Origin of the sequence: Citrobacter sp. Cf132, assembly GCF_030333885.1 — a bacterium.
GTDB lineage: Bacteria > Pseudomonadota > Gammaproteobacteria > Enterobacterales > Enterobacteriaceae > Citrobacter > Citrobacter freundii.
Window position 1 is genome coordinate 109,726 of sequence record NZ_JAOWFA010000054.1, and the last position, 15,291, is coordinate 125,016.

Annotated in this window: 16 protein-coding genes and 1 pseudogene; 13 read left to right on the forward strand and 4 right to left on the reverse strand. The window is 52.8% G+C overall.

Annotation, left to right across the window (positions count from 1 at the left end):
- Positions 1 to 55: 55 nt before the first annotated feature.
- The gene (locus tag OGV85_RS11820) at positions 56 to 415 is read left to right on the forward strand and encodes a DUF2500 domain-containing protein (RefSeq protein ID WP_003023413.1); all 360 of its coding nucleotides are present in this window, start codon (positions 56 to 58) and stop codon (positions 413 to 415) included.
- A gap of 100 nt (positions 416 to 515) precedes the next feature.
- On the opposite strand, the gene OGV85_RS11825 is transcribed toward OGV85_RS11820, so the two are convergent.
- Positions 516 to 791, reverse strand: coding sequence for a DUF1145 family protein (locus OGV85_RS11825; RefSeq protein ID WP_003023415.1), 276 nt, complete (start codon positions 789 to 791; stop codon positions 516 to 518).
- A complete protein-coding gene (gene rsmD, locus OGV85_RS11830; protein WP_003837832.1) occupies positions 781 to 1,377 on the reverse strand; it encodes a 16S rRNA (guanine(966)-N(2))-methyltransferase in 597 nt (198 codons plus the stop codon). Before rsmD ends, OGV85_RS11825 begins: the two co-directional genes overlap by 11 nt.
- Before the next feature lie 276 nt (positions 1,378 to 1,653).
- Here rsmD and ftsY point away from each other — a divergent pair, with 276 nt between their 5' ends.
- The 5 genes from ftsY to livJ all read left to right on the forward strand — a co-directional run bounded on the left by ftsY (position 1,654) and on the right by livJ (position 7,386).
- Positions 1,654 to 3,180 carry a signal recognition particle-docking protein FtsY gene (ftsY, locus tag OGV85_RS11835; RefSeq protein WP_061547461.1) on the forward strand — a complete coding sequence of 509 codons (1,527 nt, stop codon included), beginning with the start codon at positions 1,654 to 1,656 and terminating at the stop codon, positions 3,178 to 3,180.
- 2 nt (positions 3,181 to 3,182) lie between these two features.
- On the forward strand, positions 3,183 to 3,851 hold the full coding sequence (ftsE, locus tag OGV85_RS11840) for a cell division ATP-binding protein FtsE (protein WP_003023420.1): 669 nt from the start codon (positions 3,183 to 3,185) through the stop codon (positions 3,849 to 3,851).
- Positions 3,844 to 4,902, forward strand: coding sequence for a permease-like cell division protein FtsX (gene ftsX / locus OGV85_RS11845; RefSeq protein ID WP_003023423.1), 1,059 nt, complete (start codon positions 3,844 to 3,846; stop codon positions 4,900 to 4,902). Before ftsE ends, ftsX begins: the two co-directional genes overlap by 8 nt.
- Before the next feature lie 255 nt (positions 4,903 to 5,157).
- Entirely contained in the window at positions 5,158 to 6,012 is an 855-nt protein-coding gene (gene rpoH, locus OGV85_RS11850; RefSeq protein WP_003023425.1) for an RNA polymerase sigma factor RpoH, read from the forward strand.
- Between the two features lie 270 nt (positions 6,013 to 6,282).
- Positions 6,283 to 7,386, forward strand: coding sequence for a branched chain amino acid ABC transporter substrate-binding protein LivJ (gene livJ, locus OGV85_RS11855; protein ID WP_003023428.1), 1,104 nt, complete (start codon positions 6,283 to 6,285; stop codon positions 7,384 to 7,386).
- Positions 7,387 to 7,469: 83 nt separating this feature from the next.
- Here the strand turns inward: livJ and OGV85_RS11860 are convergent.
- Together OGV85_RS11860 and panM are read right to left on the reverse strand one after the other, a co-directional pair.
- Positions 7,470 to 7,596 (reverse strand): annotated as a pseudogene (locus OGV85_RS11860) (hypothetical protein).
- A complete protein-coding gene (gene panM / locus OGV85_RS11865) occupies positions 7,581 to 7,964 on the reverse strand; it encodes an aspartate 1-decarboxylase autocleavage activator PanM (RefSeq protein WP_003023430.1) in 384 nt (127 codons plus the stop codon). The pseudogene OGV85_RS11860 and the gene panM overlap by 16 nt, the downstream one beginning before the upstream one ends.
- Before the next feature lie 423 nt (positions 7,965 to 8,387).
- Here panM and livK point away from each other — a divergent pair, with 423 nt between their 5' ends.
- From livK to ugpB, 7 genes are all read left to right on the forward strand, one after another.
- Complete coding sequence (livK, locus tag OGV85_RS11870) at positions 8,388 to 9,497, forward strand: high-affinity branched-chain amino acid ABC transporter substrate-binding protein LivK (protein ID WP_003023433.1); 1,110 nt, start codon at positions 8,388 to 8,390, stop codon at positions 9,495 to 9,497.
- 61 nt (positions 9,498 to 9,558) lie between these two features.
- A complete protein-coding gene (gene livH / locus OGV85_RS11875; protein WP_003023435.1) occupies positions 9,559 to 10,485 on the forward strand; it encodes a high-affinity branched-chain amino acid ABC transporter permease LivH in 927 nt (308 codons plus the stop codon).
- On the forward strand, positions 10,482 to 11,759 hold the full coding sequence (gene livM, locus OGV85_RS11880; protein ID WP_003023436.1) for a branched chain amino acid ABC transporter permease LivM: 1,278 nt from the start codon (positions 10,482 to 10,484) through the stop codon (positions 11,757 to 11,759). Before livH ends, livM begins: the two co-directional genes overlap by 4 nt.
- Complete coding sequence (livG, locus tag OGV85_RS11885; RefSeq protein ID WP_003023438.1) at positions 11,756 to 12,523, forward strand: high-affinity branched-chain amino acid ABC transporter ATP-binding protein LivG; 768 nt, start codon at positions 11,756 to 11,758, stop codon at positions 12,521 to 12,523. The genes livM and livG overlap by 4 nt, the downstream gene beginning before the upstream one ends.
- 17 nt (positions 12,524 to 12,540) lie before the next feature.
- Positions 12,541 to 13,254, forward strand: a complete 714-nt coding sequence (gene livF, locus OGV85_RS11890) for a high-affinity branched-chain amino acid ABC transporter ATP-binding protein LivF (protein ID WP_003827581.1) — start codon at positions 12,541 to 12,543, stop codon at positions 13,252 to 13,254.
- 102 nt (positions 13,255 to 13,356) lie between these two features.
- A complete protein-coding gene (locus OGV85_RS11895; protein WP_003023442.1) occupies positions 13,357 to 13,638 on the forward strand; it encodes a hypothetical protein in 282 nt (93 codons plus the stop codon).
- Positions 13,639 to 13,884: 246 nt separating this feature from the next.
- Positions 13,885 to 15,201 (forward strand): sn-glycerol-3-phosphate ABC transporter substrate-binding protein UgpB, encoded by a 1,317-nt coding sequence (gene ugpB, locus OGV85_RS11900; protein ID WP_003837839.1) that lies wholly within the window; start codon positions 13,885 to 13,887, stop codon positions 15,199 to 15,201.
- Positions 15,202 to 15,291 lie beyond the last annotated feature (90 nt).

The window sequence follows — 15,291 nt, forward strand, 5'->3', positions numbered from 1 at the left end:
AACACCATAACGGGCAATGTATGCTTATTTCCGCATTTTCTGATGGGGTAATACTATGAGCAAACCACCACTTTTTTTCATTGTTATCATTATCTTAATTGTTGTCGCCGCGTCGTTTCGCTTTGTTCAGCAGCGGCGTGAAAAAGCCGATAATGATGCGGCGCCGCTGGTGCAAAAGCAGGTGGTGGTGAGTAACAAACGGGAAAAACCGCTTAACGATCGACGATCCCGTCAACAGGAAGTGAGCCCGGCGGGAACCAGCATGCGCTATGAAGCCAGCTTTAAGCCACAAAACGGCGGCCTGGAGCAGACGTTTCGTCTGGATGCTCAGCAGTACCATGCGCTAACGGTCGGGGATAAAGGCACGCTAAGTTACAAAGGTTCGCGTTTTGTTGATTTTACGCTTGAACGCTAAGGTGTCATCTGACTGATGCCGGATGGCGGCTTACGCCTTATCCGGCCTACAGATTTTTTCGCCCCGGCTCGCAACGTGCCGCCGGGCGAAAAGATCGCAGTTACTTCTTCAGCTGATCTTTAATCTTCTTCTGCCACACCAGTAGCTCAAAGACGCCGAACAGAAAAATACGGATTTTCTCTCCGTTGGTCATCTGTGGGCCATCTTTAGGCATGGTGCTTTTTAGTAGCGCCAACTGCATGCCATGCATCAGCACCATAAATATCAGTGCGACGTTAACGAAGATGTTAAGCGGGCGTGGAAAGGGTTGGAAAATATTCAGTAGTAAAAATGCCCAGACGCACAGCATCAGCAGGCGTCCCAGGTTAATCAACATCGTGTTCTCCTCGTGCTTCACGTTGGTACAGGCGATAGGCGACCTGTCCGGCAACTTTCTCACGGTATAGCGACCAGTTCACCGGAACCGGCGGCAAACCGTTTTCTACTTCGCTTTCAACGTAAATATACGCTTCATTTGCCAGCCAGCCATGAGTTTCCAGAAGTGTTAATGTTTCTTCCAGTAACCCTTTGCGAAACGGCGGATCCACAAATACCACGTTATGCGGCGTACCCGTCTGAGCCAAAAATGTCAGCGTATTGGTATTGACGACGCGGGCATGGGAGGCTTTCAGGGTGGCGAGGTTCTTTTGTAGCTGCTGAGATACCGCGCGATCCATCTCCAGAAGCGTCGCATTTGCCGCATAGCGAGAGAGGGCTTCCAGCCCCAGCGCGCCGCTGCCGGCGAAGCAGTCCAGACAGTGAGCATCGACCATTACCGGGGCCAGCCAGTTAAACAACGTTTCGCGCACACGGTCGGTGGTCGGACGCAGGCCGGGGCTGTCCGGAACCGGGAGTTTACGGCCACGCCATTGCCCGCCAATAATGCGGATCTGGCCGCTACCAGAGTGATTCGGTTTTTTCATTTCTATTATTGCTCAATCCGCCTATAGCATGTCATTCCAGGCGGTGATGTGAGTTAAGTTAACCCGTCGCCTTTCAAGTTACCTCTTCGTTGGCTGCACTTACTCACCCGAATCACTTACTAAAAGTAAGCTCATCGGGATTCGTGCGCTTGCCGCCTTGACGTAACTCGAAATTCATTGGGTATAAGTGATAGACTATTTCATCATTTTTTTAGCTGCTATGTACATAGCGTTGACGCTGTGCCATGAAGCAACAGCGGGGGAGTGTAGTCGCAAATGGCGAAAGAGAAAAAACGTGGCTTTTTTTCCTGGCTGGGCTTTGGTCAAAAAGAGCAGGCACCGGAAAACGAGACAGAAGTAAAAAACGAAGAACAACAACCGGTTGCTGAAGAAACTACCGTCGTTGACGAACAGCCGCGCGCCGAGGAAACCCGTAGCGAGGCGGAAACGCAAGCCTTTGCAGCTGAAGTCGTTGAAGTAACTGAACAGGTTGCGGAAATTGAGAAACCGCAGCCGGAAGAAGAACCTGTCGCCGAACAGGCGCAGCCGGAAATTGAGCCGGTTGCTGAACCCGTTGCTGAAACTGTAGTGGAAACGCCAGCGGCGGTGGTTATCGAACGCGAAGAATTGCCGCTGCCGGAAGAGGTGAAAACCGAAGAAGTTTCTGCCGAAGAGTGGCAGGCCGAAGCGGAAACCGTGGAAATCGTTGAGGCGGCTGAAGAAGAAGCTGAAAACGAGCCGCAACTGACCGACGAAGAGCTGGAAGCACAGGCGCTGGACGCTGAGGCTGCTGAAGAAGCGGTTATGGTGGCGCCGGTAGAAGAACCTGCTGTAGAAGAAGCGGTAGAAGAAGAGGCGGTCCAGGAGCAGGAAAAACCAACCAAAGAAGGTTTCTTTGCGCGTCTGAAACGCAGCCTGCTGAAAACAAAAGAAAACCTCGGTTCCGGATTTATCAGTCTGTTCCGTGGTAAAAAGATCGACGATGATCTGTTTGAAGAGCTGGAAGAGCAGCTGCTGATCGCCGATGTGGGCGTAGAAACGACCCGTAAGATCATTGCGAATCTGACAGAAGGTGCCAGCCGCAAGCAGCTTAAAGATGCGGAAGCGCTGTACGGCCTGCTGAAAGAAGAGATGGGCGAGATTCTGGCGAAGGTTGACGAACCGCTGAATGTTGAGGGCAAAACACCATTTGTTATCTTAATGGTTGGCGTCAACGGTGTGGGCAAAACCACCACTATTGGTAAGCTGGCGCGTCAGTTTGAGCAGCAGGGTAAAACAGTAATGCTGGCGGCGGGCGATACTTTCCGTGCGGCGGCGGTAGAACAGCTGCAGGTCTGGGGTCAGCGTAATAATATCCCGGTGATTGCTCAGCATACCGGTGCGGATTCCGCGTCCGTTATCTTTGATGCCATCCAGGCGGCGAAGGCGCGTAACGTAGACGTGCTGATCGCTGATACCGCAGGGCGTTTGCAGAATAAATCGCACCTGATGGAAGAATTGAAAAAAATCGTTCGCGTCATGAAGAAGCTGGACGAAGATGCGCCGCATGAAGTTATGCTGACTATCGACGCCAGCACCGGGCAGAATGCGATAAGCCAGGCCAAACTGTTCCATGAAGCGGTGGGCTTAACCGGTATCACCCTGACCAAGCTGGACGGTACGGCGAAGGGCGGGGTTATCTTCTCGGTTGCCGATCAGTTTGGCATCCCTATCCGCTATATCGGTGTGGGCGAACGTATCGAGGATTTACGTCCGTTTAAAGCGGACGATTTTATAGAGGCACTTTTTGCCCGAGAGGATTAACAATGATTCGCTTTGAACATGTCAGCAAGGCCTATCTCGGTGGGAGACAAGCGCTGCAGGGAGTGACCTTCCATATGCAGCCTGGCGAGATGGCGTTTCTGACCGGCCACTCCGGCGCGGGGAAAAGTACCCTGCTGAAGCTGATTTGTGGAATTGAACGGCCCAGCGCCGGGAAAATCTACTTTAGCGGGCATGACATCAGCCGTTTGAAAAACCGCGAAGTGCCGTTTCTGCGTCGTCAGATTGGCATGATTTTTCAGGATCACCACCTGTTGATGGACAGAACCGTGTTTGACAACGTGGCAATCCCACTGATCATCGCGGGCGCCAGCGGGGACGATATTCGTCGTCGCGTGTCAGCGGCGCTGGATAAGGTCGGGCTGTTGGACAAAGCGAAAAACTTCCCGATTCAGCTCTCTGGCGGTGAACAACAGCGCGTCGGCATTGCCCGTGCGGTGGTGAATAAACCAGCGGTGCTGCTGGCGGATGAACCAACGGGGAACCTGGATGACGCGCTGTCGGAAGGGATCCTGCGCCTGTTCGAAGAGTTTAACCGCGTCGGGGTCACGGTATTAATGGCCACGCACGATATTGGCCTGATCTCCCGTCGCTCCTATCGCCAAATGGTTCTGAGCGATGGACATCTGCATGGAGGCCTGGCGCATGAATAGACGTGACGCTATTAATCAAATCAAGCAGTTCGGTGGCCGACTGGATCGCTTTCGTAAATCGGGCGGTGCACCGGGTGACGGCGGTCGCAACGCGCCTAAGCGTGCGAAGGCCACGCCAAAGCCGAACTCGCGTAAAACCAATGTCTTTAATGAGCAGGTACGTTATGCGTTCCAGGGCGCGTTACAGGACCTGAAAAGCAAGCCGCTGGCGACGTTCCTGACGGTGATGGTTATTGCCATCTCCCTGACGCTACCAAGCGTGTGCTACATGGTTTATAAGAACGTAAACCATGCAGCAAGCCAGTATTATCCGTCCCCGCAGATCACCGTTTACCTGCAAAAAACGCTGGATGATGATGCGGCGGCGCGGGTGGTTGGTCAGTTGCAGGCCGAGCAGGGCGTGGAGAAAGTGAATTATCTTTCCCGTGACGACGCGCTGGGCGAATTCCGTAACTGGTCTGGATTTGGCGGTGCGCTGGATATGCTGGAAGAGAACCCGCTGCCGGCCGTGGCGGTGGTGATTCCGAAACTGGACTTCCAGGGTACGGAGTCGCTAAACACGCTGCGTGACCGCATCGCACAAATCAACGGTATTGATGAAGTGCGGATGGATGACAGCTGGTTCGCTCGCCTGGCGGCGCTGACGGGCCTTGTCGGACGCGTTTCCGCGATGATTGGCGTGCTGATGGTGGCGGCGGTCTTCCTCGTCATTGGTAACAGCGTGCGTCTGAGTATTTTTGCGCGTCGCGATACCATTAACGTGCAAAAACTGATTGGTGCGACGGATGGATTTATCCTGCGTCCGTTCCTCTACGGCGGGGCACTGCTCGGTTTTTCCGGTGCATTTCTTTCACTGATTTTGTCAGAAATTTTGGTGATGCGTCTGTCGTCAGCGGTGACTGAAGTGGCACAGGTATTTGGAACCAAGTTTGATATCAATGGTTTATCATTCGATGAATGCCTGTTATTGCTGCTGGTGTGCTCGATGATTGGCTGGGTGGCAGCCTGGCTTGCCACGGTTCAACATTTACGCCACTTTACCCCCGATTAAAAAATCTCTGGTATAATCTTTCCCTGCACTGAGTAGTTCGCTCTGCAGGGAAAGAGTCCCTGTGATCTCTTCCCGGCGTATTCATTGTGATGTCACATTTTGTGCGTAATCTATACACATTACGACATGGAACTTGTGGATAAAATCACTGTCTGATAAAAGATTGAATGATATTCTCGTTGCTCATAAGCTCTGGCATGGTTGTTGCTATTGGTTTTAGCCAATGCGCCAGATGAAAAGATTGAGAGGATTTGAATGACCAAAGAAATGCAAAATTTAGCTTTAGCCCCTGTTGGTAACCTGGAATCTTACATCCGGGCTGCGAACGCGTGGCCGATGTTGTCGGCTGACGAGGAGCGGGCACTGGCTGAAAAGCTGCATTACCAGGGCGATCTGGAAGCAGCTAAAACGCTGATCCTGTCTCACCTGCGCTTTGTTGTTCATGTTGCTCGTAATTATGCGGGCTATGGCCTGCCGCAGGCGGATTTGATTCAGGAAGGTAATATCGGCCTGATGAAAGCCGTGCGCCGTTTCAACCCGGAAGTGGGTGTGCGCCTGGTTTCCTTCGCCGTGCATTGGATCAAAGCTGAGATCCACGAATACGTTCTGCGTAACTGGCGTATCGTTAAAGTCGCGACCACTAAAGCGCAGCGTAAGCTGTTCTTTAACCTGCGTAAAACCAAGCAGCGTCTGGGCTGGTTTAACCAGGACGAAGTTGAAATGGTTGCTCGCGAGCTGGGTGTTTCCAGCAAAGACGTGCGCGAAATGGAATCCCGTATGGCGGCGCAGGACATGACGTTTGACATGTCTTCAGACGATGAGTCTGACAGCCAGCCGATGGCCCCGGTGCTGTATCTGCAGGATAAATCTTCTAACTTTGCCGACGGCATTGAAGAAGATAACTGGGAAGATCAGGCCGCGAACAAACTGACCCACGCAATGGAAGGTCTGGACGAGCGTAGCCAGGACATCATTCGTGCTCGTTGGCTGGACGAAGACAACAAGTCGACGTTGCAGGAACTGGCCGATCGCTATGGCGTTTCCGCTGAACGTGTTCGTCAGCTTGAAAAGAACGCCATGAAAAAATTGCGCGCGGCGATCGAAGCATAATCTTCCAGCCGACCTGGAAATGCTGATAAACCCTGGATGAAAATCCGGGGTTTTTTGTTTTTATCTCTCCCCCTCTCTCCTGACGTTTATGCTTTTTGTCATCAAGTTGTTATCTGCATGTCAAATTTAGCTATTCCAAAATAATAAAAATCGGGTATGTTTTAGCAGAGTATGCTGCTAAAGCACGGGTGGCTATCCAATAATCGAAATAAAGTGCTGAACAACAACATCACAACACACGTAATAACCACAATAATGGGGATTGTCAGGATGAATATGAAGGGTAAAGCGTTATTGGCAGGATGTATCGCCCTGTCTTTGAGCAATATGGCGTTTGCTAAGGATATTAAAGTTGCTGTCGTCGGCGCGATGTCCGGTCCGGTAGCGCAGTATGGCGATCAGGAATTTACTGGCGCAGAGCAGGCGATTGCAGATATCAATGCCAAAGGCGGCGTGAAAGGCGACAAACTGGTCATGGTGAAATATGACGATGCCTGTGACCCGAAACAAGCGGTAGCGGTAGCTAACAAAGTGGTCAACGACGGGATTAAATATGTTATCGGCCACCTGTGCTCATCTTCCACTCAGCCTGCGTCAGATATCTATGAAGACGAAGGCATTCTGATGATTACCCCAGCGGCAACGGCGCCAGAGCTGACCGCACGCGGCTATAACCTGGTGTTACGTACCACCGGTCTGGATTCCGATCAGGGCCCGACTGCTGCCAAATATATCGTTGAAAAAGTGAAGCCGAAGCGCATTGCGATCGTTCACGACAAACAACAGTACGGTGAAGGCCTGGCGCGTTCCGTGCAGGACAACCTCAAGAAAGCCAACGCTGACGTGGTGTTCTTCGACGGGATCACCGCTGGCGAGAAAGATTTCTCTACTCTGGTGGCGCGTCTGAAGAAAGAGAATATCGATTTCGTTTACTACGGTGGTTACCACCCGGAAATGGGGCAGATTCTGCGCCAGGCACGCGCTGCGGGTCTGAAAACCCAGTTTATGGGACCAGAAGGGGTAGCGAACGTGTCGTTGTCTAACATCGCGGGTGAGTCTGCAGAAGGCTTACTGGTAACGAAACCGAAGAACTACGATCAGGTTCCGGCGAACAAACCGATTGTGGACGCGATCAAAGCCAAGAAACAGGATCCGAGCGGTGCATTCGTATGGACCACCTACGCCGCGCTGCAATCCTTGCAGGCCGGTCTGAACCAGTCTGACGACCCGGCTGAAATTGCCAAATACCTGAAAGCAAACTCAGTGGAAACCGTAATGGGGCCGCTGTCATGGGATGCGAAGGGCGATCTGAAAGGCTTCGAATTCGGCGTGTTTGACTGGCATGCTAATGGTACGGCGACAGACGCCAAGTAATTTTCCTGGCGCCTTTCGCGCTGCAGGTGCGTTGGCTACGTTATTCAACCCCGGTCACTTACTTCTGTAAGCTCCCGGGGACTTCATAACTTGCCGCCTTCCTGCAGCGCGAAATTCTTGGAAAATTGCGAGGTGGTTTTTTATTTTTTCTCCCAGCATGTAGGCCGGATAAGCGTCAGCGCCATCCGGCTTTTTTATCTTTTTTCCCAGCCATTTTCCTGGGCCGTAAACCCTAACGCCTGCATAAACGCGGCCATCACGCTGCGGTCTTCAACGCCGACGTCGGCCATCCACCATGAACTCACGTCAGAGTTTTCCCGGATCACTTCTTCGATCAAATACTGCCCGACGCCGCGGCGGCGGGTGATATCGCGTACGCGCAATGAATCCAATGCGCCTTGTGTACCGCTCAGGGTTACGCGAACTGCGCCTAACAGACGCTCGTTAAAGCGCGCGGCGTAGATCCGGTGCGTTTCATCTACGCTTAATGATGAGGCGGAATATTCCGGCCAGATTTTGCCCAGATCAATCTGGTCCTGGTCGCTAAAGTTATCTAAACGAACGATGGTCAGCTTCATTAACAGCATGTCCAAATCACAAAAGATGGAATGAGTGTACCGAAATAATTCGCCCGGATGCTTTCTCTTTTTTATGTGAATAACCAGATTAATAATTTTGTAACAACAGTAATGACAGTTTGAAACCGTAGAGATTGAAAAACAGGCAGGATAATACCCTGGAATGCAGCATTTTATTCGGCTCTTTGTACCGTTATTTTATGCTGACAAACGTGCTTTTTTTTGTTTATCTATAGTGAAAAGCAGAATATTATCTTTTCTTAATCGACTGAAAAATAGAGATTTTAGCCTGATTTTGCTTAAATGACTGCGCTAAACCATTAATGAGACTGGTAAAAATAGTGCAGTTCAAAAAAAGCACAGACTGCTTTTTAACCACATAAATACAAAATATTAATTACGTCACGAATGGGGATTCAGGTAATGAAACGGAATGCGAAAACAATCATCGCAGGGGTGATAGCACTGGCAATGTCACACGCGGTCATGGCGGAAGATATCAAGGTCGCTGTTGTCGGCGCGATGTCAGGTCCGGTCGCGCAGTGGGGTGATATGGAATTTAATGGCGCACGTCAGGCCATTAAAGATATCAATGCCAAAGGCGGGGTCAAAGGCGACAAACTGGTCGCTGTGGAATATGACGACGCCTGCGATCCGAAACAGGCCGTTGCGGTAGCGAACAAAATCGTCAATGACGGCATACAGTACGTTATTGGACATCTGTGCTCATCTTCCACGCAGCCTGCATCAGATATCTATGAAGATGAAGGCATTCTGATGATTTCTCCGGGCGCCACAAACCCGGAACTGACCCAGCGCGGTTACGCTCACATTATGCGTACAGCGGGCCTGGACTCCTCTCAAGGGCCGACCGCCGCGAAATACATTCTGGAGAAGGTGAAGCCGCAGCGCATTGCCATCATTCACGATAAACAGCAATACGGTGAAGGCCTGGCGCGTTCAGTGCAGGACAGCCTGAAAGCGGGCAAAGCCAACATCGTTTTCTTTGACGGTATCACCGCCGGGGAAAAAGATTTTTCTGCGCTGATCGCTCGCCTGAAAAAAGAAAATATCGACTTTGTTTATTACGGTGGCTACTACCCGGAAATGGGGCAAATGCTGCGCCAGGCACGTTCCGTCGGGCTGAAAACCCAGTTTATGGGACCAGAGGGCGTCGGCAATGCGTCGCTGTCTAACATTGCTGGTGATGCCGCTGAAGGCATGCTGGTGACCATGCCAAAACGCTATGACCAGGATCCGGCGAATAAAGCTATCGTCGATGCGCTCAAAGCTGACAAGAAAGATCCAACTGGACCGTACGTGTGGATCACTTATGCAGCCGTCCAGTCATTGGCGACAGCAATGGATCGCAGCGGTAGCAAAGAGCCGCTGGACCTGGTGAAAGATCTGAAAGCACACGGGGCTGATACCGTGATTGGGCCGCTGAAATGGGACGAAAAAGGCGATTTGAAGGGATTTGAGTTTGGTGTCTTCCAGTGGCATGCGGACGGTTCATCGACCGTCGCGAAGTAATACCTGAAGACGAGTTATCCCACCGCCCGTGTAAAATGGGCGGGTATAAAAAGGTTACCTTATGTCCGAGCAGTTCCTCTATTTCTTGCAGCAGATGTTTAACGGCGTCACGCTGGGAAGCACCTACGCGCTGATCGCCATCGGTTACACGATGGTGTACGGCATTATCGGCATGATCAACTTCGCCCATGGCGAGGTGTATATGATCGGCAGCTATGTCTCCTTTATGATCATCGCTGCGCTAATGATGATGGGCATTGATTCCAGTTGGCTACTGGTCGCGGCGGGCTTCGTTGGCGCGATTGTGATTGCCAGCGCCTACGGCTGGAGCATTGAACGCGTGGCGTATCGACCCGTGCGCAGCTCTAAGCGCCTGATCGCGCTGATTTCCGCTATCGGGATGTCCATCTTCCTGCAAAACTACGTCAGCCTGACGGAAGGTTCGCGCGATGTGGCACTGCCCAGCCTGTTTAATGGCCAGTGGACCGTTGGCAGTAGCGAAAACTTCTCTGCTTCCATCACCACCATGCAGCTGGTTATCTGGATTGTAACCTTCCTGGCGATGCTGGCGCTGACGCTGTTTATCCGTTACTCCCGTATGGGTCGCGCCTGCCGTGCCTGCGCGGAAGACCTGAAAATGGCCAGCCTGCTCGGCATCAACACCGATCGCGTGATTGCGCTGACCTTTGTGATTGGCGCGGCAATGGCGGCGGTCGCGGGCGTGCTGCTTGGTCAATTCTATGGCGTAATTAACCCGTACATCGGCTTTATGGCCGGGATGAAGGCCTTTACCGCAGCGGTGCTTGGCGGCATCGGCAGCATTCCTGGGGCGATGATCGGCGGCCTGATTCTGGGCGTCGCGGAAGCGCTCTCCTCTGCTTATCTGAGTACTGAATACAAAGACGTCGTTTCATTCGCGCTGCTGATTCTGGTGCTGCTGGTGATGCCGACCGGTATTCTGGGTCGCCCGGAGGTAGAGAAAGTATGAAACCGATGCATTTTGCAATGGCGCTGCTTTCTGCCGCCATGTTCTTTGTCCTGGCGGGCGTCTTTATGGGCGTTCAGTTAGAGCTTGACGGCACCAAACTGGTGGTGGATTCCGCGGCGGATATTCGCTGGCAGTGGGTGTTTATTGGTACTGGCGTGGTCTTCCTCTTTCAGTTGCTGCGTCCAGCTTTCCAGAAGGGCCTGAAGAGCGTCTCCGGACCGAAGTTTATTCTGCCGGCGATTGACGGCTCCACCGTTAAACAGAAGCTGTTCTTGGTGGCGTTGCTGGTGATTGCCGTGGCGTGGCCGTTTATGGTCTCGCGCGGTACGGTGGATATCGCCACGCTGACGATGATTTATATCATCCTCGGCCTCGGCTTAAACGTGGTGGTGGGGCTTTCCGGCCTGCTGGTGCTGGGCTACGGCGGCTTTTATGCCATCGGCGCTTACACCTTCGCGCTGCTGAACCACTATTACGGACTCGGCTTCTGGACCTGTCTGCCGCTGGCGGGGCTGGTTTCCGCTGCTGCGGGCTTCCTGCTCGGCTTCCCGGTACTGCGCCTGCGCGGTGATTATCTGGCTATTGTGACCTTAGGCTTCGGTGAAATCGTCCGTATCCTGCTGCTCAACAACACCGAAGTGACCGGTGGCCCGAACGGTATCAGCCAGATCCCGAAACCGACCTTTTTCGGTCTGGAGTTTAGCCGTACCGCCCGTGAAGGCGGCTGGGATACCTTCAGCAACTTCTTTAACGTCAAGTACGATCCCTCTGACCGCGTCATTTTCCTCTATCTGGTGGCGCTGCTGCTGGTGGTCTTCTCGCTGTTTGTGATTAACCGTCTGCTGCGTATGCCGTTGGGCCGTGCGTGGGAAGCGCTACGTGAAGATGAAATTGCCTGTCGCTCGCTGGGCTTAAACCCTACGCGCATCAAACTGACAGCTTTTACCATCAGCGCCGCGTTTGCCGGTTTTGCCGGTACGCTGTTTGCCGCGCGCCAGGGCTTCGTCAGCCCGGAATCCTTCACCTTTGCCGAGTCCGCCTTTGTGCTGGCAATTGTGGTATTGGGCGGAATGGGCTCACAGTTTGCGGTGATCCTCGCGGCCATCCTGCTGGTAGTGTCACGCGAGCTGATGCGTGATTTCAATGAATACAGCATGTTAATGCTGGGTGGTTTGATGGTGCTGATGATGATCTGGCGTCCGCAGGGCTTGTTGCCGATGACCCGTCCACAGTTGAAACTGAAAAACGGGGAAGCAAAAGGAGAGCAGGCATGAGTCAGCCATTATTATCCGTTAACGGCCTGATGATGCGCTTCGGCGGTCTGCTGGCGGTAAACAACGTTGAACTGGAACTGCGGCCGCAGGAAATAGTTTCGTTAATCGGGCCAAACGGCGCGGGAAAAACCACGGTCTTTAACTGTCTGACCGGTTTTTATAAGCCGACCGGCGGGACGATTAAGCTGCGCGACCAGCATCTGGAAGGACTACCGGGTCAGCAAATCGCGCGTATGGGCGTGGTGCGTACTTTCCAGCACGTACGTCTGTTTCGCGAAATGACGGTGATTGAAAACCTGCTGGTGGCGCAACATCAGCAACTGAAAACCGGCGTCTTCTCCGGCCTGTTGAAAACTCCGTCGTTCCGTCGCGCGCAGAGTGAAGCGTTGGATCGCGCCGCCACCTGGCTGGAGCGTATTGGTTTGCTGGAGCACGCCAACCGTCAGGCGAGTAACCTGGCCTACGGCGATCAGCGTCGTCTGGAGATTGCCCGTTGCATGGTGACCCAGCCGGAAATCCTGATGCTCGACGAACCCGCTGCGGGACTCAACCCGAAAGAGACCAAAGAGCTGGACGAGCTGATTGCTGAACTGCGTAACCATCACAACACCACCATTTTGTTGATTGAGCACGACATGAAGCTGGTGATGGGGATTTCTGACCGTATTTACGTGGTGAACCAGGGCACGCCGCTGGCGAATGGGACGCCGGAACAGATTCGTAATAACCCGGATGTTATCCGCGCCTATTTAGGTGAAGCATAATGGGGGCGAGGATTAATATGGATAAGGCGATGTTATCGTTCGACAAAGTCAACGCCCACTACGGCAAGATACAGGCGCTGCATGACGTCAGCTTGTATATCAACCAGGGTGAAATCGTTACTCTGATTGGTGCCAACGGCGCGGGAAAAACCACGCTGCTCGGCACATTGTGTGGTGACCCGCGAGCGACCAGCGGGCGAATCGTCTTTGATGGTAAAGACATTACCGACTGGCAGACGGCGAAAATCATGCGCGAAGCGGTAGCGATTGTGCCGGAAGGGCGTCGCGTGTTTTCCCGTATGACGGTGGAAGAGAACCTGGCGATGGGCGGTTTCTTTGCCGAGAAAGACCAGTTTCAGGAACGCATCAAGTGGGTGTATGACCTGTTTCCTCGCCTGCATGAGCGTCGTATTCAACGTGCAGGAACGATGTCCGGCGGTGAACAACAGATGCTGGCGATAGGCCGTGCGCTGATGAGCCAGCCGAGGCTGCTACTGCTTGATGAACCATCGCTGGGTCTGGCGCCGATTATCATCCAGCAGATCTTTAACACCATTGAGCAACTGCGCGAGCAGGGGATGACCATCTTCCTTGTCGAACAGAACGCTAACCAGGCGCTGAAGCTCGCCGATCGCGGCTACGTGCTGGAAAACGGTCATGTGGTGCTGGAAGACACTGGCGATGCGCTACTGGCTAACGAAGCGGTGCGCAGTGCGTATCTGGGCGGTTAATCATTCTCTGAATAGACAAGGGGCCCGCTGTGGCCCCTTTTTATTGCGCTATGTTATTATTGAGAATAGTTATCAATAATAAAAAATGAACATGGAGAAAGGATGATTCGTTCAGGTACCTGCATGATGATTGGCAGTTTGTTTTTGACGCTTTCTTTAACTACCCTGGCCTCGACACCGCCAGCGTTTGACCCGCGCGATCCCGCAATCTGGGAAGAGAAATCGGACAACCCGTTAGCGCAATCCGACTCGCCCTGCGAAGTGTTTACCAGCTCGGTATGCCCGGGCTGGGAAGATGATAAATCAGATATCCAACGTGAACGTGAGCGGCGAGAGCAGCAGCGTTTACAGAATGAGTACGAACGACGCTGGCGCAGAGATTAATCTTTCTCCTGCAGCAACAGATAACGCCATCCTGGCCGGGTAAGGCATACCGCTACCCGGCTTTGTTGTGCACCACTCCGCATTTTCCTGTCACTACGCTTTCACTGCCTTGCCATCTGTTTGTCGCCTTACTATCTTTTTTTTGTAATAAAAAAGTTATTTTTCTGTCATTCGAGCATGTCATGTTACCCCCGCGAGCATAAAACGCGTGATATCGCGCATCCGGCACAACAAGAGAGATAACCGATGATATCGTTACGACATACAGCTTTAGGACTGGCACTTAGCCTGGCGTTTGCAGGTCAGGCACTGGCGGTCACCACCATCCCATTCTGGCACTCAATGGAAGGCGAACTGGGTAAAGAAGTTGATTCTCTGGCGCAACGTTTTAATGCCGCCAATCCCGACTACAAAATTGTTCCGCAGTACAAAGGCAACTACGAGCAGAGCCTGAGTGCAGGAATTGCCGCTTTCCGTACCGGAAACGCGCCTGCGCTGCTACAGGTTTATGAAGTGGGTACGGCAACGATGATGGCTTCGAAAGCCATTAAACCGGTCTATGAAGTATTCAAAGAGGCTGGCATCAACTTCGATGAGTCTCAGTTCGTACCGACGGTTTCTGGTTATTACACCGACTCTAAAAGCGGACATTTGCTTTCTCAACCGTTTAACAGCTCCACTCCGGTGCTGTACTACAACAAAGATGCCTTTAAAAAAGCTGGTTTAGACCCTGAGCAGCCGCCGAAAACCTGGCAGGACCTGGCGGAGTACACCGCGAAGCTGAAAGCGGCAGGCATGAAGTGCGGTTACGCCAGCGGCTGGCAGGGGTGGATTCAGATTGAAAACTTCAGTGCCTGGAACGGTCTGCCGGTCGCTACCAAAAACAACGGTTTTGACGGTACTGACGCGGTGCTGGAGTTCAATAAACCGGAACAGGTAAAACATATCGCTCTGCTGGAAGAGCTGAACAAAAAAGGCGATTTCAGCTACTTCGGGCGTAAGGACGAATCCACTGAGAAGTTCTATAACGGGGATTGTGCCATTACCACCGCCTCTTCCGGTTCGCTGGCTGATATCCGCCATTACGCGAAATTCAACTATGGCGTCGGAATGATGCCGTACGATGCCGATGTGAAGGGCGCGCCGCAGAACGCAATTATCGGTGGGGCCAGTCTTTGGGTGATGCAGGGCAAAGACAAAGCCACCTACGAAGGCGTGGCGAAGTTCCTCAACTTCCTGGCGAAGCCTGAAATTGCTGCCGAATGGCATCAGAAGACCGGCTATCTGCCGATCACCACAGCTGCCTACGACCTGACCCGTGAGCAGGGCTTCTATGATAAGAACCCTGGGGCTGATATTGCCACCCGCCAGATGCTGAACAAGCCGCCGTTGCCGTTCACCAAAGGGCTGCGTCTGGGCAACATGCCGCAGATCCGTACCATTGTGGATGAAGAGCTGGAAAGCGTCTGGACCGGGAAGAAAACCCCGCAGCAGGCGCTGGATGCCGCCGTTGAGCGTGGCAATCAGTTACTGCGCCGCTTTGAGCAATCGACCAAATCGTAATGTGAAATGCCGGGTGGCGGCTGCGCCTTACCCGGCCTACAAATGCGCGTAGGCCGGATAAGCGTAGCGCCATCCGGCGCTGTTCAGGAA